This is a genomic window from bacterium (assembly GCA_035691305.1).
In the GTDB taxonomy this organism is placed as follows: domain Bacteria; phylum Sysuimicrobiota; class Sysuimicrobiia; order Sysuimicrobiales; family Segetimicrobiaceae; genus DASSJF01.
Genome location: DASSJF010000073.1, coordinates 51,597 through 76,042 on the forward strand (window position 1 = coordinate 51,597; position 24,446 = coordinate 76,042).

Annotated in this window: 22 protein-coding genes; 12 read left to right on the plus strand and 10 right to left on the minus strand. The window is 66.6% G+C overall.

Features of this window, described 5'->3' with window-relative positions:
- Window positions 1-4 precede the first annotated feature (4 nt).
- Both VFL28_13660 and VFL28_13665 read right to left on the minus strand, forming a co-directional pair.
- Window positions 5-1,543 (minus strand): ABC transporter substrate-binding protein, encoded by a 1,539-nt coding sequence (locus VFL28_13660; protein ID HET7265706.1) that lies wholly within the window; start codon window positions 1,541-1,543, stop codon window positions 5-7.
- 66 nt (window positions 1,544-1,609) lie between these two features.
- Complete coding sequence (locus tag VFL28_13665) at window positions 1,610-2,317, minus strand: GntR family transcriptional regulator (protein HET7265707.1); 708 nt, start codon at window positions 2,315-2,317, stop codon at window positions 1,610-1,612.
- Window positions 2,318-2,481: 164 nt separating this feature from the next.
- Here VFL28_13665 and VFL28_13670 point away from each other — a divergent pair, with 164 nt between their 5' ends.
- From VFL28_13670 to hydA, 4 genes are all read left to right on the plus strand, one after another.
- Window positions 2,482-4,050, plus strand: a complete 1,569-nt coding sequence (locus VFL28_13670) for an NAD(P)/FAD-dependent oxidoreductase (protein ID HET7265708.1) — start codon at window positions 2,482-2,484, stop codon at window positions 4,048-4,050.
- Between the two features lie 88 nt (window positions 4,051-4,138).
- Window positions 4,139-5,014 (plus strand): MurR/RpiR family transcriptional regulator, encoded by an 876-nt coding sequence (locus VFL28_13675; GenBank protein ID HET7265709.1) that lies wholly within the window; start codon window positions 4,139-4,141, stop codon window positions 5,012-5,014.
- Between the two features lie 11 nt (window positions 5,015-5,025).
- Entirely contained in the window at window positions 5,026-5,814 is a 789-nt protein-coding gene (locus VFL28_13680; GenBank protein ID HET7265710.1) for an aldolase/citrate lyase family protein, read from the plus strand.
- Between the two features lie 9 nt (window positions 5,815-5,823).
- On the plus strand, window positions 5,824-7,215 hold the full coding sequence (gene hydA / locus VFL28_13685; protein HET7265711.1) for a dihydropyrimidinase: 1,392 nt from the start codon (window positions 5,824-5,826) through the stop codon (window positions 7,213-7,215).
- On the opposite strand, the gene VFL28_13690 is transcribed toward hydA, so the two are convergent.
- Window positions 7,212-8,831 (minus strand): gamma-glutamyltransferase, encoded by a 1,620-nt coding sequence (locus VFL28_13690; GenBank protein ID HET7265712.1) that lies wholly within the window; start codon window positions 8,829-8,831, stop codon window positions 7,212-7,214. The two genes, hydA and VFL28_13690, sit on opposite strands and share 4 nt — an antisense overlap.
- A 48-nt stretch (window positions 8,832-8,879) precedes the next feature.
- Here VFL28_13690 and VFL28_13695 point away from each other — a divergent pair, with 48 nt between their 5' ends.
- The 4 genes from VFL28_13695 to VFL28_13710 all read left to right on the plus strand — a co-directional run bounded on the left by VFL28_13695 (window position 8,880) and on the right by VFL28_13710 (window position 12,831).
- On the plus strand, window positions 8,880-10,466 hold the full coding sequence (locus VFL28_13695; GenBank protein HET7265713.1) for an ABC transporter substrate-binding protein: 1,587 nt from the start codon (window positions 8,880-8,882) through the stop codon (window positions 10,464-10,466).
- An 11-nt stretch (window positions 10,467-10,477) separates the two neighbouring features.
- Window positions 10,478-11,227, plus strand: a complete 750-nt coding sequence (locus VFL28_13700) for a cysteine hydrolase (protein HET7265714.1) — start codon at window positions 10,478-10,480, stop codon at window positions 11,225-11,227.
- Window positions 11,228-11,317: 90 nt separating this feature from the next.
- Window positions 11,318-12,001: an RraA family protein gene (locus VFL28_13705; protein ID HET7265715.1), complete on the plus strand. Its 684-nt coding sequence runs from the start codon at window positions 11,318-11,320 to the stop codon at window positions 11,999-12,001.
- A gap of 32 nt (window positions 12,002-12,033) precedes the next feature.
- Window positions 12,034-12,831, plus strand: a complete 798-nt coding sequence (locus VFL28_13710; protein ID HET7265716.1) for a creatininase family protein — start codon at window positions 12,034-12,036, stop codon at window positions 12,829-12,831.
- 9 nt (window positions 12,832-12,840) lie between these two features.
- Here the strand turns inward: VFL28_13710 and VFL28_13715 are convergent, their stop codons facing one another.
- Both VFL28_13715 and VFL28_13720 read right to left on the minus strand, forming a co-directional pair.
- Complete coding sequence (locus VFL28_13715; protein ID HET7265717.1) at window positions 12,841-13,659, minus strand: ABC transporter permease; 819 nt, start codon at window positions 13,657-13,659, stop codon at window positions 12,841-12,843.
- A gap of 22 nt (window positions 13,660-13,681) precedes the next feature.
- Complete coding sequence (locus VFL28_13720) at window positions 13,682-14,605, minus strand: ABC transporter permease (GenBank protein HET7265718.1); 924 nt, start codon at window positions 14,603-14,605, stop codon at window positions 13,682-13,684.
- 130 nt (window positions 14,606-14,735) lie between these two features.
- Here VFL28_13720 and VFL28_13725 point away from each other — a divergent pair, with 130 nt between their 5' ends.
- Window positions 14,736-15,557, plus strand: a complete 822-nt coding sequence (locus tag VFL28_13725) for an SDR family oxidoreductase (protein ID HET7265719.1) — start codon at window positions 14,736-14,738, stop codon at window positions 15,555-15,557.
- Window positions 15,558-15,765: 208 nt separating this feature from the next.
- Here VFL28_13725 and VFL28_13730 read toward each other — a convergent pair whose 3' ends face one another.
- The 5 genes from VFL28_13730 to VFL28_13750 form a co-directional block, all read right to left on the minus strand.
- Window positions 15,766-16,545: an SDR family NAD(P)-dependent oxidoreductase gene (locus tag VFL28_13730; protein ID HET7265720.1), complete on the minus strand. Its 780-nt coding sequence runs from the start codon at window positions 16,543-16,545 to the stop codon at window positions 15,766-15,768.
- Window positions 16,546-16,549: 4 nt separating this feature from the next.
- Window positions 16,550-17,125 (minus strand): mismatch-specific DNA-glycosylase, encoded by a 576-nt coding sequence (locus VFL28_13735; protein HET7265721.1) that lies wholly within the window; start codon window positions 17,123-17,125, stop codon window positions 16,550-16,552.
- A complete protein-coding gene (locus VFL28_13740; GenBank protein HET7265722.1) occupies window positions 17,122-18,075 on the minus strand; it encodes an ABC transporter permease in 954 nt (317 codons plus the stop codon). Before VFL28_13740 ends, VFL28_13735 begins: the two co-directional genes overlap by 4 nt.
- Window positions 18,076-18,081: 6 nt before the next feature.
- Entirely contained in the window at window positions 18,082-19,008 is a 927-nt protein-coding gene (locus VFL28_13745) for an ABC transporter permease (GenBank protein ID HET7265723.1), read from the minus strand.
- A gap of 61 nt (window positions 19,009-19,069) precedes the next feature.
- Window positions 19,070-20,764: a peptide ABC transporter substrate-binding protein gene (locus VFL28_13750; GenBank protein ID HET7265724.1), complete on the minus strand. Its 1,695-nt coding sequence runs from the start codon at window positions 20,762-20,764 to the stop codon at window positions 19,070-19,072.
- 190 nt (window positions 20,765-20,954) lie between these two features.
- Here VFL28_13750 and VFL28_13755 point away from each other — a divergent pair, with 190 nt between their 5' ends.
- Genes VFL28_13755 through VFL28_13765 form a run of 3 tightly spaced genes read left to right on the plus strand, consistent with a single transcriptional unit; the run spans window position 20,955 to window position 24,445 of the window.
- The gene (locus VFL28_13755) at window positions 20,955-22,619 is read left to right on the plus strand and encodes an ABC transporter substrate-binding protein (GenBank protein ID HET7265725.1); all 1,665 of its coding nucleotides are present in this window, start codon (window positions 20,955-20,957) and stop codon (window positions 22,617-22,619) included.
- Between the two features lie 37 nt (window positions 22,620-22,656).
- On the plus strand, window positions 22,657-23,589 hold the full coding sequence (locus VFL28_13760; protein ID HET7265726.1) for an ABC transporter permease: 933 nt from the start codon (window positions 22,657-22,659) through the stop codon (window positions 23,587-23,589).
- Window positions 23,582-24,445, plus strand: a complete 864-nt coding sequence (locus VFL28_13765; GenBank protein HET7265727.1) for an ABC transporter permease — start codon at window positions 23,582-23,584, stop codon at window positions 24,443-24,445. Before VFL28_13760 ends, VFL28_13765 begins: the two co-directional genes overlap by 8 nt.
- Window position 24,446: the final 1 nt, after the last annotated feature.

The window sequence follows — 24,446 nt, forward strand, 5'->3', positions numbered from 1 at the left end:
CGCGCTACGGCGCCGCCGACGCCCGGTCGAGGATGATCAGCTCATCCCGGCGAGGCGTCCAGTTGAGCCGTTTGCTCACCCCGTAGTAGTCGGTCTGCTTGTAGAGGTAGATGATCGGCGGATCGTCGTGGGCGATCTGCTGCAGCTTGTACAGGAGCTGCGTGCGCTGTCCCGGGTCGACGGTCAGGTTGAGGTCGTGGTAGGCCTTCTCGAAGTCCGCGTTGTTCCAGAAGGTCGGGTTGTATCCGAAGTCCTTTTCCAGATAGCGGATCTCGTCCTGGCCGTCGAATGAAGAGCCGAGCCCGAGGAGGTACATGTCCGCCGGGTTGACGTCGTCGAACATCTTCTTCGCGTACACCGGCCAGGCAAGCGGGTTGACTTTGATCCTCACGCCGACCTGCTGCAGGTACGACGCGGTCGCTTCCGCCAGCTCCTTGTCGCGGATGTAGCGGCCGGCCGGCGTATCGAGCGTGACCGAGAACGGCTGTCCGTCCTTCGTCAGCACGCCGTTGTCCAGCTTCCAGCCGGCCTCGGCCAGCAGCGCCTTGGTCTTCGCCGGATCGTACGGGTACGGCTTGACCGCGGGGTTCGCGTACGCGTTCACGACCGTCGCCATCCGCCGGCCGCGGCCGTTCAGCAGCGCCTTGAGAATCGCGTCGACGTCGACCGCGTAGTTCATCGCCTGGCGCACCCGCGCGTCCTTGAACAGCGGGTGATCCGTGCGCATGCCGATGAAGATGTCGCGGCCGCCCTCCACGGTCTTGACCGACGCCGCGGAGGAGCTGTTGATCCGGTTGAGCTGATCGGGCGACACGTTGACGATGATGTCCGCGGCGCCCGAAAGCAGGTCCGCGATACGCGTCCCGGCTTCGGGGACCGGCCGCCAGACGATCGTCGGGATCGCCGGCTTCGTCCCCCAGTAGTTGGGGTTGGCGGTGACCGTTACGTGGTCGTCGTGGACCCATTCCTTGAACACGTACGGGCCGGTCCCGATCGGACGCAGCGCGGCCTGCGCCGGGGTGAGGCGGCTGTAGTATTGCGGCGCCATCATGTAAAAGTAGACGAACCACTCGAGCATCAACGGCGCCGGTTCTTTCGTCACGATGTTGACGGTGTAGTCGTTGACGATGTCGACCCGGTCGTACTTCACGAAGCCCTTCAAGAAGCTCGGCGCCTTGATCGCGGGGTCGTACAGGCGGTTGATCGTGTACTTCACCGCCTGCGCGTTGAAGGGCTCGCCGTCGTGGAATTTGACGCCCTGGCGGAGCTTGAACTGCCAGACGGTCGGACTCACGATTTTCCAGGACTCCGCGAGACGCGGCCGGTAGCGCATGTCCGTGTCGCGGGTGACCAGCGTTTCAAACATGGTCAGCATGATGTTGTCGCTGAACCGTGCCTGCGTGAACATCGGGTCCAGGCTTTCGGTGTCCGTGCCCTGATCGACGACGACCTGCGACCTGGACTGTCCGGCGGAGCGTTGTGCGGTGAAGGTCCCCACCGCAAGCGCCACGATCAGCAACACTGCGAGCCGACGCGCCATCATCTCTCCTCCCGTCTCCCTTTGTGGTCGCGTCACCACGACGTGGTGGCGGCCGCGATGCAGAACCGACTATCGCGTGACCGGAGGCGGCGCGTTCGGCGCCGCCTCCGAGAACTCGAGGAACTGCGCTTCGATGCGCCGGTCGTTGTCGTGGAGGTAGGTAAACAGCTTGTCCCAGTCGGCGGTCTCGAGCAGATCGACGATCTTCGCATGGTGCGCGACCATCGCGGCGAGCGACGAGTACACCAGCGTGGCGTAGTCTCTGACCAGGAGGTAACTCTGGAATTTGAGACGCTGCCACATCTGTCGGAGCCGTCCGTGGCCGACGCGGCCAAACAGCGCGTCGTTGAACTGGAGATCGGCCCGCGCCACACCCAGCACATCCCGCTGCTCGGCGGCGGCCCGCATGCCGTGCACGACGCCGCGCAGTTCCGCGACGAGCGCCGGCGTAAGACGCCGCTTCAGCAGCCGCAGCGCGAGATGTTCGGCGATGGCCATGAGACTGTAAACTTCGTACGCGTCTGCGCCGGCCAGCGCGGAGACCCGTGCGCCGCGGTGGGCGCTGAGGACGAGCAGCCCCTGTTCGGCGAGTTGTCGAAACGCCTCCCGCACCGGTCCGCGGCTGACGTCGAGATCGCGGGCCACGTTCGTCTCGACGAGCCGCTCGCCGGGTGCAAATTTCCCCGCGAGGATCGCTTCAACTACAGCGTCGCGGACGTCGTCGCCCAGCAGGCGGTGGGGCAGGCGGCGAGAAACGTCGGCCAGGGCATTATTCACCGATCTCTGCCCCCCTCCAGGATTTTCGGTAACCCGTCGGGCCGGGTCCCGGGCAATGTTGGCGCAACTGTCAACTGTTGACATTCGATAGGGCTCCGGATAAGCCTTTTCGAAGTAACTGTGCGTCGGTTTCTCGAAGTCCGGCAGAAGTGCCGAGACGACCGGTGACTATCGAGAGCGCCCAGACGATGGCGAACTCATACGACGCGGTGATCGTGGGCGGCGGGCACAACGGACTCGTCTGCGCTGCTTACCTCGCGAAGGCCGGCCTGAATGTGCTCGTGTTGGAGCGCCGCGACATCGTGGGCGGCGCGTGCATCACCGAGGAGTTGTTTCCAGGCTATCGCTTCTCTGCCTGTTCCTATTACTGCTATCTCCTTCAGTCGAAGGTTATCGAAGATCTCCAACTGCGCCGGCACGGGTTCCACGTTTCACCGCTTGATCCGGTAAAGACCGTCCTGTACCCGGACGGGCGCGTGCTCATGACGTGGGACAGCGTCGAGCAGACGCAAGATTGGATCGGCCGGTTTTCCAAGAGGGACGCGCAGGCCTATCCGGAATGGGTGGCGTTTTGGGATCGCGCGGCGAGTCTCGTATATCCGTACTTTCTCACGCCGGCTCCCACGCTAGCGGACATCGCGGCCGGGCAGCGGACGTCCGAGGCCCGGGCGTTTCTGGACCGCTTGCTGACGGCCAGCGCGGAGGACGTCGTCACCGAGTTCTTCGAGCACGAAGCGATTCGGGGCGCGTTCATCCACGCGCACGATGCCGGAGACGCCACCGCGCCGGGCAGCGCGTGGGCGTTTTCGTACATCAGGTCGAGCGCGCTGACGCCGCGAGAAAATACCGGCATCGTCCGCGGCGGGATGGGCTCGATCACCCAGGCGATGGCGGCGTCGGCTCGGGCGGCGGGCGCAACGATCAAAACCGGCGCGGTGACCGGTGAGGTTCTCGTCGAGAACGGCGCGGCCGTCGGTGTGCGGCTGACGGACGGCGAGGAGATCCGCGCGCGCGCCGTGGTGTCGAACGCCGACCCGAAACGCACGTTCTTGAAACTTGTGCGGCCGGAGGACGTTCCGGCCGGCTTCCGCCGCCGTGTCGAGCGGTTGAAGACGAATACCGCCTACTTCAAATTCCACGCCGCGCTGAGCCGTCTTCCCGATCTGTCCCGATACTTCGGGGGGGACTTCGACGTGCGGTGTCTCGCGTACACGAAGATCTCGCCGTCGGTGGAGTATTTCAAGGAGGCCTGGGACGACGCGAACCACGGACGGCCGCCGCGCGGGCCGGTGATGGATATTCAAATCCCGTCGGGCTACGATCCGACGATGGCCCCGCCGGGCAAGCACGTCATGTCGATCTGGGCCTCGTACGCGCCGGTGCGTCTCGCCGAAGGAACGTGGGACGAGCGGCGCGAGGAAATCACGGAGACGTTCATCGGCACGCTCGCCAAGTACGCGCCGGACATTCGCGATTGCTTTGTCGACTACAAGCTGTTCACGCCGCAGGATCTCGAGGAGCGCGTCGGACTGACCGACGGCAACATCCGCCACCTCGATATCGTCCCCGGCCAGTTCTTCGCCAGCCGGCCGATGCCGGGCTGGGCCGAATATCGCACGCCGATCCGCAACCTCTACCTGTGCGGCGCCGGCACGCATCCGGGCGGTGAAGTGACGGGCGCGCCGGGGCACAACGCGGCGCAGGTGATCCTGCGCGCGGCGCACCGCTCCTAGCGGGCGTCCGGCGCAAGCGCTGAAGTAATATTTCGAACGTCGCTGAAGGAATCATTCACCGTAGAGCGGAATCTCGCTAACAAATACTATGCCGACGATCACCAGCGGCATCTTCGCCATTCTGCAGGCGGCGGTCGACGGTACCTCGTTGACCACCGCGGAAAAGAAACTCGTCGGGCGGGTTCTCGATAAGCCCACCAAAACTCTGGAGTTGTCCATCAGCGAACTCGCCGCCGACTCCGGCGTCAGCGAAGCCACGATCGTGCGCACCTGTCAGCGGTTGGGGTACAAGGGGTATCCCGAGTTCAAGCTGGCGCTCGCGGCCGATCTGTATCAGCGTCCGCACAAGGCGCGGCCCTCCACCATTCTCGGCGACATCGACAGCGACGACGACCTCAGCACAATCGTTTCGAAAATCTTCGGCACCAACATCGAAGTGCTGTCGCGCGCCTTCGAGCGCCTGGACCGCGACCGGTTCGAACAGGCGCTGAGCGCGATCCTCCGCGCGCGGCGTGTGCTTGTGTTCTCGACGGGGACGCAGGCGCATCTTGTCGATCTCGTGTGCTCCAAGTTTTCCGGCCTCGGCATCGACTGCGTCGGCCGCGTCGATCACTTCCAGCAGATCGCGGCGGCCGCGGTGGCCGGGCCCAAGGACGTGCTGCTTGTCTTCTCGCACTCCGGCCGGGCCCGCGTCCTTGTGCACGCCGCCCAGACGGCCAAGGCCGCCGGCGCGACGACGATCGGCGTCACCACCTTCGAACGCTCCACGCTCGCCAAGCTCGTCGACATCCCGCTCGTCACACACGGCCGCGACCTTGCCTATTATCGCGAGATGCTTGCCTCGCATTTGGTCCAGATGGTGCTGATCGACTGTCTGGTGGTGGGCATCGTCAGCCGGCGGAAGGACGAGGTCCTACCGAAAATCATACGGGCGCGCGAGGCGATGGAAGAGTACCGAATGTAGGGAGGCCGCCGATGACGCCTGCACTGCCGGTCAACCGGATGCGAGAAGCGGTGCGCCAGGGCCGTCCGTCGTTCGGCACGTACGTCAAGACCCCGTCGCCGGCGATGATCGAGATGCTGGGATTCGGGGGTCTCGACTTCGTGCGGATCGACTTGAACGGTGGCTACTTCAACACCGAGACCGTCGAGAACATGATCCGCGCGGCCCATGCCGCGGGCGTGACGCCCGTCGTGCGGGTGGAACGCAACGATCCACTGCAGATCAAGGCGGCACTCGACATGGGCGCGCTCGGCATCATCGTGCCGGAAGTCACCGGCCGTGCCGACGTGGAGGCGGCGATCCGCGCGGCCAAGCAGCCGCCGTACGGCGATCGCCACCTGCCGAGCGGATGGAGTACGCGCTACGGCCTCGTCAACGCGAAGGCATACACCGCGTGGGCGTCGGACAACATCACGCTATCGGTGCAGGTCGAAACCCGCGGCTCGGTCGCCGAAGTCGACGCGATCGTGGCGCTTCCGGGACTCGACATGGTGCAGTGCGGCCGCGGCACATTGTCCTACGAGTTCGGCGTACCCGGCGAGCAGTACCATCCGAAGGTCATGGAGATCGAGCGCACCATCGTGGACAAAGCGCTCGCGGCCGGTAAACTCGTCGGTCTACAGTACTACCCCTATCGCGATCCCAAGCACATCGCCGCGGTCAACCAATGGATCAAGCACGGCGTGCAGTGCCTGTCGCTCGGCATAGACACGGATATCGTGTTCGTTTACCGTCAGCTCCTCGCGCAGCTGAACGCCTAGGCGCGTTCGATGTTTGACCTGGCCGTTCGCGGCGGCACCGTCGTCACGGCCGGCGGCAACGCCGCGGCGGATGTCGGGGTCCAGGACGGCCGCATGGTGCAAATCGGCGGGCCCATGCGGGCGCGCCGCGAGATCGACGCGCGCGGCTGCTACGTTTTTCCCGGCGGCATCGACGTCCATGTGCATTTCAGCGCCTTCCGGCGTCCCGAGCCGGGATTCGAGATGCAGGTCGACGATTTCTACAGCGGCTCGCAGGCGGCGATCGCGGGCGGGATCACGACCATCGGCAACATGGTGCATCAATGGCAGGATGAAACACTTCGCGCAGCAGTTGCCCGCGACATGGCCGCTGCGGAGCGCGACGCGGCGGTGGACTACCTGCTGCACCCGGTACTGGCCCGGCCCGGCAGCGACGCGCTCGCCGACATCGCCGCGCTGGCCCAGGACGGCCATCGCACGGTGAAGTTCTTTTTGATGTACGACAACTTCGACCGCGAGGCCGATGGCTATCTCGACGCGTTCGGGGCGGCCGCCGCGAACCGCCTGCTGGCGATGGCGCACTGCGAGGATGGGCCGCTGATCCGGTATCTGCGGCGGCGCCTGCGCGCGGAAGGACGCACCGCGGCGCGCTATTACCCGGACACTCGCCCGGATTACGTGGAGTCCGCCGCGACCGAGCGTGCGATCGCGTATGCCCACGCGGCTCAGGCGTCATTGTACGTGGTGCACCTCGCGTCGGCTGCGGCACTCGACGCCTGCCGCCGCGCCCGCACGCGGGGATGGCCCGTCTCGGTCGAGACGCGGCCGCTGTACCTGTACCTGACGAACGAGCGATTCATGGAGCCTGACGGCGCCAAGTACACCGGCAACCCGCCTCTGCGCGCGGCGTCCGACCGCGAGGCGATCTGGGAGGGGATGCGGGACGGGTCGATCCAATGCCTCTGCTCCGACCACGCGCCGTGGACACTCGCGCAGAAGCTCGATCCCGCCCTCGACGCGACAAGTCTGCGCGCCGGTGTGTCGGATCTCGAGACCCTTCTGCCGATGCTGTTTTCGGAGGGCGTCCGGACCGAACGGATCAGCCTCGAGCGGTTCGTCGAGTTGACCAGTACCAATGCGGCGAGGCTCTTTGGCCTATATCCGCGGAAGGGCACGATCGCCGTCGGCGCGGACGCGGACCTCGTGGTGTGGGACCCCGAGGCGACTCGCACCGTCGACGGCGCGACGATGTACTCGCGCGCGGGGTACTCGGTCTATGACGGCTGGAAGGTCACGGGGTGGCCGGTGTACACGATCAGCCGCGGCGAGGTGCTTTGCGACCACGGCCGGGTGGAGGCGGAGCGGGGCCGCGGACGGTGGCTGCGCCGCTCACCCGGCACCCCGCCGGCCGCTCGCCGCTAGGTTTGGCCGATTCCCTGCCCGCCTCGGGGATCGGAGCCGCCGATCAAGGAGTTTCCGCTTAACAGCACCGCCTGATTGCAGCCCATGTACGACGCCGTTTCGACCTCATAGCCCATCCGCTTCAGGGCCGCGGCCGTCTCCGCGCCGATCGCCGGTTCCATGTAGATACGACCGTCCTCCTCGCAGTGGAACCGTGGCGCGCTGACCGCCTCTTGCGGATCCATGCCGTGGACGAAGACGTTGAGGATGCTCTGAAAGACGGCGGAGACGAGGCGGCTCCCGCCGGACGAGCCGATCGCGAACACCGGGCGTCCGTCGCGGAAGATGATCGTCGGACAGCCGCCGCCGCCGCGCTTGCCCGCTGCGATCGAGTCGTGCCGTCCCGGCGCCGGATTGAAATGGCCGAGAAAATTGTTGTAAAAGAACCCGAGCCCCGGCGTGATCACACCGGCGCCGGTGACGGACCCGATCGAGTGTGTGATCGACACGACGTTGCCGTCGGCGTCCGCGGCTGTCACATGCGTGGTGTGGCGGTCGTCGCGGCGCGGCTGCGCCGGGCGCGAGACGGGGACGGCCGGGCGGGTGCGGGACAGCAGCCGCTCGACCGCCACCGACGTGTACGCCGGGTCGGCCAGGATCGCCGCCCCGTCGGCGAACGCGCGGTTCGTCGCGCGGGCCAGCAGATCGATATACGCGGCTGAGTTGAATCCGAGCGCCGGCAGGTCGACACCCTCAACCGCGCGCAGCATGGCGATGAGCACCGCGCCGCGGGTGGGCGGCGTGCTCGTCTGGATCGTGAGCCCGCGCCACTTCGCCACGATGGGCATCTCGGTGCGCACGGTGTACGACGCGAGGTCGGCGCCGGTCACAGACGCCTCGTGCGCGTCGAGATCCCGCGCGATCTCGCGCGCGACCGCGCCGCGATAGAAATCGTCCGCTCCGCGGTCGGCGATCTTGGCGAGCGTCGCGGCCATGTCCGGCTGCCGCAGCACGTAGCCGACCGGCGGCGGTGTGCCGTTCGGAAGATAAAGCGCTCTGGCGGCGTCATCCTGACGCAGCTTCCGAAACAGGTCCGGGTAGCCCGGCTTGTCCGGGCCCTCAAACGTGTAATAGGAATGCAGGTACGGGTACACCTCGAACCCCCCGGCCGCGAACTCCTGCGCCGGCAGCACGAGCTCACGCCACTCGACCCGGCCGCTTCCGAACCGGCCCGCGAGCTCACCGAGGGCGGCCGTGAAGCCGGGAATCATGATCGAGGTGTAGCCGAGCTGGTTGAGATCGTTGGGAATGAGATACCGGCCGACACGCTCGGAACGCGGAACGGCGCCGCTCGTGATGTGCCTCAGTCCGGCGCCGGAGCCGATCGCCACAGATCCGTTCAGATAGATGCCCACGTCTTGCGGGCCGGCATAGAGCTGCACGCACGCGTGCCCCCCGAGGCCGCAGCCGAGGGGATTGGTCACGCCTTGGGCGAACGCTGCCGCCACCGCCGCATCGAACGCGTTACCACCTTTCGCAAGAATATGCGCGCCTGCGCGCGCGGCGGGCGGTTCTGGGCAGACGACGACACCTCGCATACAGCGCCTCCAACGCGTAGTGAAGAAGGAATTTTCCATAGCTATACGAAAATTCCCTCGATCTCCGGGATAGGGGGAGGAGAAGGCATGCGCATCTTCGCCGTTATCGTTGTCGTAGCCAGCCTCGGGCTGGCGCTGTCCGCGGCCGCCGCGCCCGCACCACAAAGCGGCGGAACCCTCTCATACGGCTTGATCCAGTCACCCGACCAGCTCGACCCGAATTTGTCGCCGTACAGGCCGTCACAGATCGTGTACTTTCAACTCTTCGATACCCTCATCATCCGGGACAAGAAGGACAAGAGCTTCAAGCCGCATCTCGCGACGAGCTGGACGATCTCGCCCGACGGGCGCGTCTATACGTTCAAGCTGCGTCCGGGCCTGCGCTTCCACGACGGCACCCCGCTCGACGCCGCGGCCGTCAAGTTCAACTTCGACCGCACGCATGATCCCAAGCTCGCGACGCGTATCGGGGACGTCGCAATCGGCTTCTACGATCACGCGACGGTGGTGGATCCACTCACCGTGCAGATCCATCTAAAGAGCTCGTGGGCGCCGTTCCTCGACGCGGTAAGCCTGTACTACCGCCTCGTCTCCCCCGCGGCGGTGCGGAAGTACGGCGATAAGGATTTCGGCACGCACCCCGTTGGCAGCGGGCCGTTCAAGTTCGTGGAGTGGGTGCCGAACGACCACATCACGCTCGCGCGCAACGAGGCGTACACGTGGTCCGCGCCCACGGCCAACCATCCCGGCCCGGCCTACCTTGATAGCGTCGTCTTCCGCATCATCCCCGAGGACGGTACCCGCGTCGCGGCACTCGAGAACGGCGAGGTCCAGGTCATCGACACGGCGCCGGCGCAGGCGTTCGATCAGATGGTCCGCTCGGGCAAGTTCCAGGCGGTCATCGGCTACGCGCCCGGCCGGCCCTTCTCGTGGGCCATCAACGTGACGAAGCCGCCGACCGACGAGCTCGCCGTGCGGCAGGCGCTCGAGTATGGGATCAACCGGCCGCTGATCGTGAACATCGTGTACGGCCCGTACCAGCGCCTCGGCGCGTATCTTCCGGCGTTCGGCGATCTAACGCCGTACACGTGGGGCTACGACAAGCGCGCCGAGATCTATCACTACGACCCGTCCAAGGCCAAGGCGCTGCTGGACCAGGCGGGCTGGAAACCCGGCCCGGACGGCATCCGCCAGAAGAACGGGATGCGGCTAACCATTCCGCTTGGCGACTGGGAGCACGGAGCGCCGGAGGTCATGCAGGACCAGTTGCGGGCGATCGGCATCGACCTCAAACTCTTCGTGCTGCCGGCGCTCGTCGTGAACGAGAACCAGCGTAAGGGCGCCACACTGCTCTCCCCGCTGCCCGCCGCGCGGACGGACCCCAACACCGTCTCCCGGCTGCATTCGCGCTATATCGGCGGCGGCGGTTTCAACTTCGCCTTCGTAAACAATCCAGACCTCGACCGCCTGCTGGATCAGCAGGCACAAGAGGCCAATCCGCAAAAACGGCTGGCCCTGCTTGCGACGATTCAGGAGACGATCATGCGGCAGGCCTACATGCTGCCCGTCTACGACTACGACAACATCTCGGTCAAGGCCGCGCGCGTGCAGGAGCTGCAGTTCAACGAGCTGGGTTTCTTCCCGATTCTGCACGACACATGGCTGGCCAAGTAGGAGCGTCGACAATGCCGGACAACGCCGAGCCCCGGCGCGCCGAGCCGGACTGGAAAGAGCGGCTGCGCGAATGGCCGCTTCCGCTGCCGCGATTTTCCGTTGACCTCGATCGCACCGCGCTGCTGATAGTCGACATGCAGCACGGGTCCGCCGATCCGGAGGTCGGCAAGGAGCGCTACGTCAACCACCCGGAGGTGGCGCGGTATCGGGCGGAGCGGATGCCGATCGTCGTGCCGAATATCGCCCGGCTGTTGGAGTTTTTCCGGCGGGCGGAGCGCCCGGCAATCTTCCTCACGATCGGCTACCGACGGCCGGACCGCAGCGATGCTCTCGGCCTCCTGCGGCAGATCGACGACGATCTCAACGCCCGCGGCGCGAAAGGTCCGCTCGTCCCGGTCGGCAGCCGCGAGAACAGCGTGCTGCCGGCGCTCGCGCCCCGGCCCGGCGAGATTGTGCTGAATAAGACGTCGATGAGCGCGTTCAACTCCACCGCGATCGACCAGATGCTTCGCAATCTCGGCATCACGACGCTCGTCGTCACCGGCGTGTCCACGGAGTGCTGCGTGGCCGCGACCGCGCACGACGCCGCCGACCGCGGTTACCACGTACTGCTGGTCGAGGACGCGTGCCGGGCCGTAACCCCGTACCTGCAGGAGAGCACGCTCGTCATCTTCGCGGCGATGTTCGGCCGGGTGGCGACGACGGACGAGGCGCTGCGAGAACTCGCCGCGTCGCGGCCGCCCGCCGACGGTCCGCGGTGACCGGCTAGTCGAACGCCCGACATCGTTCGCCCGCACGACCTGGGAATGAACGCCGCCGCGTTGTCGCGGCGCCTCGAGGAGGACCGCCGAATGGGCAACGTCGGCAATCGGATTCGCCTGACGATCGAGCGTCCGTCCGCGGCGATGATCGCCCGGTTTCAAGAAGCCGATCCGCCGGATCTCTGCGACGCGATGAACAAGAGCGGAGCGATGCGCGAGATCGCGCCGATCTACCGTCCGATGCGTCGATGTGTCGGTCCGGCCATTACCGTGAAGGCGCCGACCGGCGACTCTTTAATGATCCGGAAGGCGATGGGGCTCGCGCAGCCCGGGGACGTGATCGTGATCGACGGCCGCGGCACCATCAGCCGCAGCCTGTGGGGAGGCAACCGCAGCACGTTCGTCGCGCAGAAGGGCGTGGCCGGCGTGATCATCGACGGTGGAACGCGGGACATCGCCGAGACGCAGGCGCTGAACCTGCCCCTGTTCGCGCGGGCGATCTGCCCGATGGCCAGCGCGTCGAGTGGGCCGGGCGAAGTGAACTTCCCGGTGTCCTGCGGCGGGGTCGTCGTCCATCCGGGCGACATCATCGTTGCCACGGAGGAGGGAATCGCTGTGATCCCGCGGGCGGACATCGAGTCCGTGTATGAGGCGTGGCGCAAGATCGTCGAGCGCGAAAAGGTTTGGAGCGCCGGCGCCGCCTCGGGGAAGCAGGCCGGCGCCGACGAGGTCGACCGGCTGCTCGCGCAGAGCGGCTGCGAGATCCTGCCCTAGCGGCGGTTCGCCGCGGGCCCGGGAGGCATTGGATGGCCAAGACCAACGTCGCCAAGATGGTGTGGCAGGAGGCGAAGGAGTTCGCGGAGCGCAACGCCGTGGTGCTCGTGCCGCTCGGCAACGTGGAGCCGTCCGGCCGGCATTCGGTGATGGGTGGCGAGATCTTCATCGCCGACTACGTCGCCGATGGGGTCGCCGCAAAGACCGGCTCGTTCCGCCTGCCCACGCTCCCCTTCGGCTACTGCCCAACCTTCATGGGGTTTCCCGGAACCGTGACGCTGCAGGCCGCGACGCTCGAAGCGATCCTCTACGACATCTGTCATTCGCTCGTGCGGCACGGCTTTGACCACATCTGCATCGTCGACAACCACTCAGGCAACGAGGGCGTGATCGAACAGGCCGCGCGCCGGGTCAAGGCCGACCACGGCGTGCTACTCGCTAACATGCTTCTGCCGCCGATCATGCGCGCAGTCTCCAAAGACCTGTATCCTGATCTCGCCGCGGTGCACGGGCACGGCGGCGAACCGGGGGTGTCGGCGCGGTTGTACCTCTGCCCTGAAGATATGCGCCTCGACCTGGCCGCCTCGGCCGGTGAGACCCGTGGATCCTATCACGGTCTGCCGGTTTCCAACACCACGGTCAAGCACGGCGGCGCGTCCTGGACGCTCTACCTCGATTTTGGCGATACGAATCCGACCGGCGGCACGGGAGACGCGTCGCAGGCCAGCGCGGCGCGCGGCAAGGTCATTCTGGATCGCATGGTGGACTTCGGCGCCGAGGTGATCGAGCAGTTCCGCACTATTCCGACGCGGTTGCCGGCCGCGCGCTGACGCGGGCCTTCAGCGCATCCGGAGTCTTGGATCCAGCAAGTCCCGCAGCGCGTCACCGAGGATATTGAGCGTCAGTACGGCGAGCCCAATCGTCAGACCGGGAAACGCGGCGATCCACCAGTCCGTCCGCAGGTAGCTCCGTCCCTCGCTGACCATCGTGCCCCACTCAGCCGCCGGCGGCTGTGCGCCGAGACCGAGAAAACCGAGCGACGAGCCGATAATGATGGCGGACGCAAACCCGAGCGTCGCGATCACGATCACCGGCTGGATGACGTTCGGCAGGACGTGCCGTCGCACGGTGCGCAGGGGGCCGGCGCCGAGGGCGCGGGCGGCCTCAATATATGAATACTCGCGAACCACCAACGTCGAGGCGCGCACAATTCGTATGAAGACCGGCGCCTGCCCGATGCCAACGGCGATCATGGCATGAGTCAGCCCCGGGCCGAGGATAGCGATCACGAGCAGCGCGAGTAGAATCCCGGGGAAGGACATCACGATGTCCACCAGGCGCATGACCACCGCGTCGAGCCGTCCGCGGAAGAACCCGACCGCCGCGCCGATTGGCAGGCCGATGCCGACGGACAGCACCACCGACACGACTCCGAGGCTCATCGACAGGCGCGTCCCGTAGACCAACCGGCTCAGCAGGTCGCGCCCGTACTGGTCGGTGCCAAACCAGTGCATAGGCCCGGGTGGCTGTAGGATGTGGCCCGGCGACATCGCCGCCGGATCGTACGGGGCGAGGACACGCGGCGCCAGCAGGGCCGCCGCGAATACCACCAGCACGCCGACGCTCAACCGGGCGCCCGGACTCAGCCGCCGAAGCACGCTGCGCCCGCGGCGGCGCGGGCTACTGGAACCGGATCCTGGGGTCGACGACACTGTAGGAGAAATCGGCCAGCAGATTCACGAGCGTGTACACGAGCGCGACGACGAGCACCGTGCCTTGTACGACCGGGAAGTCTTTTTCCATAATGCCCGTCACGAGCAGCCGTCCGATGCCGTCGCGCGAGAAGACCGTCTCTACGATGACGGTTCCACCCAACAGATTGCCGAACTGGATGCCCGCGAAGGTGATCACCGGAATCAGCGCGTTGCGCAGCGCGTGCCGGCCCAACACGAGGCGTTCGCCGAGTCCCTTCGCGCGCGCGGTTGTCACGTACTCTTGACGGAGGACTTCCAGCATCCCGCTGCGGGTGATGCGGGTGAGCGTTCCGCCCACGTACCACCCGAGCGTGACGGCCGGCAGGAGCAGATGGCGCCAGCCACCCTGCCCTGTGATCGGAAACCAATTGAGCTCGACGCTGAAAATCCAAATGAGCAGTAGGCCGATGAAGAACGCGGGCATCGAGACGCCCGCGAGCGCGACGGCAGTCAGCCCGCTGTCGCGCCACGTGTTATGCGAGATCGCAGCCAGGACGCCGAATACGACGCCGCCGGACACCGCGAGGGCCATGGCGGCCACGGCGAGTTCTCCGGTAAACGGCAGGACGCGCCTGATCTCGGACGCGACCATTCGTCGGTTCATGATGGACCGGCCGAGATCGCCCCGCAGCACCTGGCCGGCATACCGAACGAATTGCGCGGGGAGCGGGAGGTCCAAGCCCAGTTCGTGCCGCACGAGTTCGATCTGCTCTTTGGGGACCGGGGCGTCGCTGAAGATGATTTGCACGGGGTCACCCGGAAGCAGGTGGATCATCATGAACACGATGACGAATACGCCCGCCACGACCAGGATTGCGTGAACGAGTCTCTGCGCGATGTAGGCAAGCATAGCGACACCGAGCGGCATCCATGCCGATCGGGTCGAGCGAATTTTCGTTTGCGGACGGAAGATTCCTTCCGTGGAGAAATCTCCGCGCATCGCCAATATCGAGCGTGATGCGGGGCGAGGAGGCGGTGTCATGTTCTCATTGCGCGGAAAGGCCTGCGTCGTCACGGGGGCGAGCCGCGGGCTCGGGCGGGCCATTGCCCAGGCGTTCGCGGAGCAGGGAGCAAGCGTGCTTCTGGCCGCCCGGAATCGCCCCGATTTGGAGGCGGTCAAGGCCGAACTCACGGCACGCGGCGGGCGGGCCGTCGCGCACCCGACCGACGTCACGCAGATTCCGCAGCTCGAGGAGGCGGCCGCCGCGGCAGTCGAGCATTTCGGCAAAATCGACGTGTGGGTCAACAACGCCGGCGGATTCACCGAGGCCCCCGGGAGCACGTCGGAGTGGCTGGACGTGACCCCCGCCGGCTGGGAGCAGATGCTGCGGCTCAATCTGACCGCCCAGGTGTTTGGGGCGCAGGCCGCGGCGCGCGTCATGCGCACGCAGCCCACCGGCGGCGTCATCCTCTTCATGTCGTCGATCGACAGCCTGTACGCGGCGCCGGGAGGCGAGGGGATCTACGGCGCCTGCAAGGCCGCGCTCAACAACGTCACCCAGACGATGGCGGTTGAGCTGGGGCAGTACCGCATCCGGGTCAACGCGATCGCGCCGGCGGTCGTCGAGACGCCGCTCACCGCGCCGTGGCTGGCGACCGAGGAAGACCGGCGCGCCCGGTCCGCCCTCTACCCGCTCCGGCGCGTCGGGCAGCCGACCGACGTGGCCGCCGCGGCCGTCTACTTCGCCTCGGACGAGGCCGCCTGGGTCTCGGGCGCGGTCCTCCTTGTCTCAGGCGGCGCGGTGATGACGAGCGATCCCTACCGGTACTTGATGCGGGTCAATCAGCCGAAGCCGGAGTAGCCGTTCGCGCGGGGTGTCCGCTCTCGTCAGGCGACCTTCTTCTTCGCCAGTTCGTCGAGCCGCCGGCTGATCTCTTCTTTCGTCTTGCCCGTGTGAGTGTGAATCGCGGTCACCAGCAGGTCGTAGTCGCCGGCGATTTCATCGAGTTCGTGGAATGACGCACCAACTGCACCCTGTCCATTCGCCGGCCCCAGCGCAGCCGCGTTCTTTAATGGAAGAGAATGCCGCCTTCCACATTGATCGCCTGGCCGGTAATGTACCGCGCGTCGTCCGAACAGAGAAACGCGACGGCGTCCGCCACGTCCTCGGGTTTCTCCAAACGGCCCAGCGCGATCGAATTGAGACGGCTCCGGGTGAACTCGCCGGGCTCGAGGTTCAGCAACAGCCCGACCTCGCGCTCGATCTTCGCCCACATCGCGGTCTCCACGATGCCGGGGCAGACGCAGTTGATGTTGATTCCGCGCCTTCCGTAGGCCACGGCGAGGTTACGTGTGAGCGCGACAACGCTCGCCTTGCTCACGTTGTAGTGGATGAACGCGGTGCTGCCTGCCTTGGCCGCGATGCTGGCGAGGTTCACGATCTTGCCGGCGCCCCGCTCGAGCATGTGCGGCAGCACGGCCTGACAGGTGAAGTACGTGCCTTTCACGTTGGTCGCCTGGATCCGGTCCCACTCTTCCTCCGAAATCTCGAGCGGATCACTGACTCGGATGACGCCGGCATTGTTGACGAGGATGTCGATCTTGCCGAATTTCGACAGCGCCGCGTCGACCAGCGCTCGCCGGTCCCCGGGATTGGCGACGTCCGTGCAGACCACGAGCGACCTGCGGTTGATCCGTTGCACTTCCTCCGCCACGGCGGAGGCGGTTGAGGCGTTCAACTCGCCGATCACGACGTCGGCGCCCTCGTGGGCCAGCCGCAGCACGATCGCGCGGCCGATACCCTGTCCGCCTCCGGTGACGATCGCGACCTTGTCCGTTAATCCCCGCACGCGCCTACCTCCTCGACGTCTTCTCACGCAGGAACTCGGCGAGACGGTCGTACCAGCGTACCTGGTCGTCGATCGTGAAATGGGCGTTCGCCGGGCTGGGGTTCGGCGCGACAAACAGGCGGGTGTGGCCCACGGTCAGCTCCTGCGGTCCCAACGCGATCTCCTTCGGATCCCCGCCGAGCGCAAACCGGACGAACGGACGAAAGCCCATCACGCCGTGGAAGCAGGCGACGCGCGGCTTGTGCTTCTCGAGACGCCGCCGCAGCCGCGGCGCCCATTTCCGAAAGAGTGCCGGTGCGATTCCGGCCGCGTTCCGGCTCGGTACTTTGACCACGTCCGTGAATCCGATGCCGAACCGGAGGAGCGCCGCGTCCCGCTCGGGACCGAGCACCGGCACCCGGAGGGTCTTGCGGATCGGGGCGGACAGGACAGAGCGCGAGAACGCGGGCCAGAAGCGGCTTGTGGTTCGAGCGAAATAGTGGCCGCGTTCGACGGAGTACAGTCCCGGGTTGATGCCGACGAAGACGACCTGAAGGCCGTCGGTAAGGTAGTCCGGGAGGGTCCGAAAGGGATAGTTCACTCGCGCTCGAGTACCGGGTCGAGCGCATCGCGAAGACCGTCCCCCACGAAATTCAGACTGAGGAGCGTGGCGGCCAGCACCAGGGCCGGCGCGATGACGAGGCGCGGATATGATTCGATCGAATCGATGCCTTCCGCGATCATGGTCCCCCAGCTCGGCAGCGGCGGCTGCACGCCCAACCCGAGGAAGCTCAGGCCCGCCTCGGCGATGATGAAATTCGGAATCAGCACCGTCGCCATGACGATGATCGGCGCCACGACGTTCGGAAGGAGGTGGGCGATCATGATGTGGTTGTCCCCGGCGCCGAGGCTGCGCGCCGCCTGGACGAACTCACGCGGCCGCAGACCGATCACCTGGCCGCGGACGATCCTGGCCACATCGAGCCAGCCGATGAGGGAGAGCGCCAGTACGATGGCCGCGATGCCGTGCGTGTTGTGGTTGAGTGCCTCGAGCCATGCCAGCGGCCCGCCGCGGACCGTCGGCAGGAACGCGGTGAAGAACGTTTGCAGCAGCACTACGAGCAGCAGGTACGGAATGGCGTAGACGACGTCCACGAACCGCATGAGCAGCAGGTCGAATGTCCCGCCGAGATAGCCGGCGGTCAGGCCCATCGGCACGCCGATCGCCAGCACCATCAGCAGCGTCGTCACCCCGACGCTCATCGAGACTCGGGCGCCGTACATGAGGCGGCTGAGCACGTCGCGCCCGAGGCTGTCGGTTCCGGCCCAATGGCGCGCCGACGCGGGAGCGTACGTGGCAAAGAGGTCCTGGCGGTCGTACGCGTACGGCGTCAGGAGGGGCGCCGCGGCCGCGATCAGGACCACGCACGTGAGAAACACGGCGCCGACCACGGCCATCTTATGCCGCTTGAACCGCGCATACGCGCGGTGGTAGCGGCGCCGTTCCCGCGCGGCACGTGACGGGTTCGCCGCTTGGGTGAGCGTGCTCACGGCCGCCTACCCGTACCGCACCTGCGGATCGAGGGCCGCATAGGAGAGATCCACCAGAATGTTCATCGTGATGATGATCACCGCGAACAGGAGCGCGAGCGCGAGCAGCACCGGATAGTCCCGGCCGGTCGTCGCCGTGACGAAGTACCGTCCGATCCCCGGCACGCGCGTGATCGTCTCGACGAAGAACGAGCCGGTGATGACGTCGGCGACCAGGATGCCCGAAATCGTCGCGATCGGCACGAGCGCGTTGCGCAGGCCGTGCCGGACGACGACCCTACGGGTCGCGAGCCCCTTCGCGCGCGCGGTGCGAATGTAGTCCTGTCCGAGGACCTCGAGCAGCGAGGTGCGGAGGTAGCGGGCGAGCGTCGTCGCCGGCCGGAAGCCGATGGCCACCATGGGGATGATGACGCGGACGTCCCAGATCCCGCCCCAGCCGCCCGTCGGCAGCCAGTGCAGATAGACGGCGAGCACCGTGACGAGGATCGTCGCCATCACGTAGTTCGGAATCGAGATGCCGGTGACGACCACGCCGATCGCCGCGTAGTCGATCGCGGTGTTGCGGTAGACGGCGGCGAGCGTGCCGAGCGGGATGCCGACGCCCACCGCAAAGAGCATCGCGACGACGCCCAGCTGGAGCGAAACGGGGAAGAAGTCGGCGATGATCTCGGAGACGTCGCGGGCGGTGTTCACGTAGGACGGCCCGAGGGAGCCGTGGAGCGCGTCGTTGAGGTAGAGCAGGTACTGCTTCCAGAGCGGGTCGTTCAGATGGTACTTGATCCGGATGTTCTCGATGACCTGCGGCGCGAGGGGTTTCTCGGCGTTGTCCCACGGACCGCCCGGAGTGGCGTGCACCAAGAGAAAGGCCACCGTGTACACGACGGCCATCGTCGGAACGGCAAGGAGCAGGCGCCGGAGAAGGTACGCGCCCACGATGTCCGGAGATGGAGCGGGACGCCGCGCCCGGCTGTGCCGGCGCGGCGTCCCGCGGCGATTACCCGGCCAGAATCTTCACGCGGCCGAACGTACCGTACCAGGCCGCGGCGGCCGGCGGCAGCCGGAAGCCTTGGACCGTCGGTTTGACCGCGATGATCACGCCGAGGTGGTAGATCGGAATCGCAGGGAGATCCGTGTTGAGAATCCGCTCCGCGGACTCGTACATCTGCCTGCGCTTGGCGGGGTCGCCCTCGGCCGATCCCTTCCGGACCAGGCTGTCGTATTCGGCGTTCTTCCAGCGGGTGTGGAAGAAGTCTTGCTCCGAGTCGAACAGGATGTTCGCCCAGTTGGCCGGATCCTCGTAGTCCGATCCCCAGCGGTCGATGAAGGCGGTGTAGGGCTGCTTCGCCCACGAGTTAAACGCCGCGTTGTACTCCTTGCGCTCCATGCGCTGCAGCGTAATGTTCACATTGAGCGAGTCGCGCAGCATCTGCTGCATCGCCTGCGCCACGAGGTCGTAGGTCACGAGCTTCGGCCACGCGAGCTTCATCTCCGGGAACCCTTTGCCGTTCGGGTAGCCCGCTTCCGCCAGGAGCTGTTTGGCCTTCGCGACCCCGCCCGTGAGCGGTGGGGTGGAAAGATATCCCATCGTTCCAGGCGGTGTGACCGTCGGCGCCGGATCGTAGATGCCGCGCAGCACCTCCGTCGCGAGCCGCTTGTGGTCCATCGCGAGGTAGAACGCCTGCCGGACCTTCGCCTTGCTGAGCGGCGAGGCCGGGTTGGTCGTGTCGCAGAACATCATCGCGGTGCCGGACCACCGGTACTTGTGCAGCTGCGGGGCGAGCTTCGCGTCCTTGCGGACGCGGTCGATGTCACCCGGCTGAATCTGGTCGGTGAGGTCGAGCTCGTTGTTCTCGAACGCGGGCAGGCTGGTGCGGAAGGTGTCGTCCGTGATCGTGAACACGACGCGCTGCAGCGTCGGCTTGGCGCCCCAGTACTTGGGGTTGGCCACGATGACCATCTCGCGGTCGTGGTCCCACTTTTGGAGCATGAACATGCCGTTGCCGACGTGGTTGCCGGCCTCGACCCACTTCTTGCCGTTCTTCTCCACGGACCAGCGCGGCACGGGCAGATAGTTCCAGGTGGAGACGAGGCGCGGGAAGTACGCCGCCGGATCGGTCAGTTCGACCCGCAGCGTCTGGGCGTCGACGGCCTTGACGGCGATCGTGTTCTTGTCCTTCGTCTTACCCTTGTTGAAATCCAGGGCGCCCTTGATCGGGTAGAACGCGGAGGCGTAGTCGCTGGCGATGTCCGGATCGACGACGCGTTTCCACGCGTACTCGTAGTCCGACGCGGTGACCGGGTGGCCGTCCGACCACTGCATGCCCGAGCGGAGGTGGAAGGTGTACGTTAACCCGTCCTTCGAGACATCCCACGAACGCGCTGCGACGGGAACCGCTTTGCCCGCGTCGTCAAAAGTCAGCAGCGGGTCGAAGAGTGCCATCCCCACGAGAATCTCCGGGCGCGACTCCATCGTCGCCGGATCGAAGTGCAGCGGCTCGACGTTCGGGTACCGCAGCACCTGTTTGGCCGCGGGGGCGAGAGCGGCGTGCGCCGGCCGGGGTTCGGACAGGACACTCGAGACGGCGGCGGCGCCCCCAATCATCGCCGTCAGCTTCACGAGCTGGCGCCGGGTAATCAAGCCTCGGCGGTAGTAGTCGTGCCAGGGAAACGCGGTGCGATCCTCGGGCAAGTCGACTCCTCCTTTTTCCGCAGGTCGGAACGAGGCGTGCTCGGGCGGTCGCGATGTTCCCTTCCTCATGCGCCGCCTCCTCCTCTGCGCCGCGGAACACCGTTCCACTTTACGCCCACAGGGCCGCGTTCGCGTGGCGTGGAATGCGGTGCGGGGAGAACGGTTTCACACACCGGGGGGTGACTTCGCGATGCCCGAACCTGGTACGACGTCTCGCCTGTCCCGCCGTAAGATGCTCCAACTGCTCGCCGCCGGCGCCGGATCAACCCTGCCGCTTTCCGCGCTCGGCGGGGCCGGCCGGCCAACGCTGCGCTCCGCGGCCGCCGCAACGGCGGAAACGCCTCGCCCGGGCGGCGAGCTTGCGATCGGGATGTACCGGACGCTCGACAAGCTCGATCCGGCCGTGTACTGGGGCCCGCCGGAGACGATGGTCACCCAGATGATCTTCGACTCGCTCGTCTACCTGGGGAACGACCTCAACATCTATCCGGGCCTGGCCACATCGTGGACGGCCTCCAAAGACGGCACGCAGCTCACCTTCAAACTGCGGCAGGGCGTGAAGTTTCACGACGGGACCGACTTCAACGCCGAGGCGGTGAAGTTCCACTTCGACCGCTGCGTCGATGCGGCGACGAAATCCCAGTACGCGAAGTCGCTACTCGGGCCCTACGATTCGACGGTTGTGATCGACGACCATACGGTGCAGCTGAGGCTCAAAGAGCCGTTCGCGCCGATCTGGGACTCGCTGAGCCAGGGGTACCTCGGCATCCCGTCGCCAACCGCGGTGAAGAAATACGGCCAGGACTTTCAGAACCACCTCGTCGGGACGGGACCGTTCACGTTCGTCGAATGGGCGCGGGACACGCACATCACGCTGGCGCGCAACCCCAACTACAAGTGGGGGACGACTTTCCCGGGGAAGACGAACGCGGGTCCACCGTACCTCGACCGTCTGACCTTCAAATTCATTCCGGAGCAAGGCACCCGCGACGGGCTCATGAGCGCCCGCAAAGAGCTGCGGGTGGAGGCGTGGCCCGGACCGCTGCGCCTGCGGGACTGGGAACGGGATCCGCATTACGCGCTGTACCGGGGCGTCTCGCCGGGTACGACGTGGTTCAACTTCATCAACGCGCAGAAGCCGCCGACGAACGAGCTCGCGGTCCGTCAGGCGATCAACTACGCGGTCAGCAAGGATACGATCGTCAAGGTCTTCTATCCGGGGTTCGCGCGGCCGACCTGGAACCTCATCGGCCCGACAAGCTTCGGCTACGATTCGGCGCTCGACCACCTCTATTCGTTCAATCCGGAAAAGGCGAAGCAGCTGCTCGAGGAGGCCGGCTGGAAGCGCGGCCCGAACGGCGTGCGCGCGAAAGACGGCGTGCCGCTGCATCTCGACGTGTTCACGAGCGGGTTCATGACGGAGAACTACAAGCAGCTGATGCTGACGATGCTGCAGGCCGTGGGGTTCGAGACCAAGCTGATCGCGGGTACCCCGGCCGACCGGACGGTGGCCGGCAGCAAAGGCCTGTACCATCTGATCAACCGGGAGTTCGAAGCCAGCGACCCGCACTATCTCGCGGACCTGTTCGCCTCCAAGAACGTCGGCAGCTTCGCGTGGGCGATGAACAAGGATCCGGAGCTGGACCGGCTCCTGGCCGAGCAGGATGGGACCGTCGATCGAAAAGCGCGGTTCGCCCTCGTGTCGAAGGCGACGCGGCGCATTCTCGAGCAGGGGTACGTCGTGCCGATCTACATCACCCTGTTCGTATGGGTCACGGACGCCCAGGTCAAGAACTTTCACATGGACGCGCGCTCCTGGTACCCGTACTTCCAGGATGCGTGGATCCAGTCGTAACGCCCGGCCGCGCGGCGCGCGGGCGTAGACCGGCGGCGTGCTGAAATTCGCGGGGCGGCGCGTCCTGACGACCCTTCCGGCCCTGCTCGGGGTCTACACGCTGATCTTCGTGGTGCTGCACGTGCTGCCGTCCGATCCGGCGCTGATGATCTCGGAAGGCAGCGCGTCGAAGTCGCAGTTAGAGTCGCTGCGCCACCAGTACGGGCTCGACCGGCCGCTGTGGCGGCAGTACGCGGACAGCCTCCGGTCGCTCGTGCAGGGGCGGCTCGGCCGCTCGATCCGGTACGGCGAGCCGGTGGGCCGGCTGATCGGGAAGGTGCTTCCGGCCACGCTCGAACTGGCGCTCGTCGGGCTCGGCATCGCGGTCGCGCTCGGCGTGACGCTCGGGACGCTTGCCGCGCTCCGCCCCCACGGCTGGGTCGACAACCTCAGCACCATCGCGGCGCTCTCCGGGGTGTCGATTCCGAGTTTCTGGCTCGCGCTGATGCTCATCTTCGTGTTTTCGCTGTGGCTCGGCTGGCTGCCGGTCACGACGGGGTCGGGCTGGCAGCAGCTGATCATGCCCGCGGTCACGCTCGGTCTGTACAGCACCGGCGTAATCAGCCGGCTCGCGCGGTCGAGCCTCGTCCAGACGCTGCACCAGGAGTACGTCGTGACCGCCCGGGCGAAGGGGTTGCCGCCGCGGCTGGTCGTGTTGAAGCACGCCCTGCGCAACTCCCTGATCCCGGTCGTCACGATCGTGGGCGTCGAGCTCGGCAATCTGCTGTCGGGCACGGTCGTGGTGGAGACGGTGTTCGCGCGCCCGGGCCTCGGCCGGCTCATCGTCGAATCGATCACCTATCGAGACTATCCCGCGCTGCAGTCGGCGCTGCTGGTCGCGGCGTGCGGCTACGTGCTCGCCAACATGCTGGTGGACGTCTCGTACGGTTACCTCGATCCCCGCATCCGTGATGCCCGCGCCCATGGCTAGAGGGCCGGCCGAAGCGGCATCGCGGACCACCGAAGTCGCGCGGAGATTTCGGCGCAGCCGCAAAGCGGTGTTCGGCGCCGCGCTGCTCGCCGTGATGGCCGCCGCGGCGCTGCTCGCATCCGTCGTGAGCCCGTATCCGCCGACGCAGCCGTCGCCGGAGGACGTCTTCGCGCCGCCCGGAGCGCGGCACTGGATGGGCACCGACGAGATCGGCCGCGACCTCTTCAGCCGGGTGCTCGCGGGCGCCGGCATCTCGCTCGCGGTGGGACTCGCCGCGAGTACGTTGACGCTGGCCGGCGGCGTGGTGTTCGGCCTGCTGAGCGGTTACCGCGGCGGCTGGGTCGACACCGTGATCATGCGCGCGGTCGATGTCATGCTGGCGGTGCCGACGCTGCTGTTTGCGCTGGCGATCGCGGCGGCGCTCGGCTCCGCGCTGTCGAACGTGGTGCTCGCGGTCGGTATCGCGAGCGTCCCCCGCTTCACACGGTTCGTGCGGGGGTGCGTGCTCTCGGCGCGGGAGAACGTCTACGTCGAGGCGGCGCGGGCCGGCGGCTGCAGCGAGGCGCGGGTGGCGGTGCGGCACATTCTGCCCAACATCTACGGGCCGGCGTTGATCCTCGGCACACTGAACGTCGGCGTCGCGATCGTAACGGCGGCGACGCTGAGCTTCCTCGGCATGGGCGCGCAGCCGCCCACGCCGGAGTGGGGGCTCATTCTCGCGCAGGGCCGCGACTATCTCCAGAACGCATGGTGGATCAGCACCTTCCCCGGGGTCGCGATCGCGCTCACGGTGCTGGCGGTCAACTTGTTCGGCGACGGACTGCACGACGCGCTGGACCCGCGGCTGCGCCTATGAG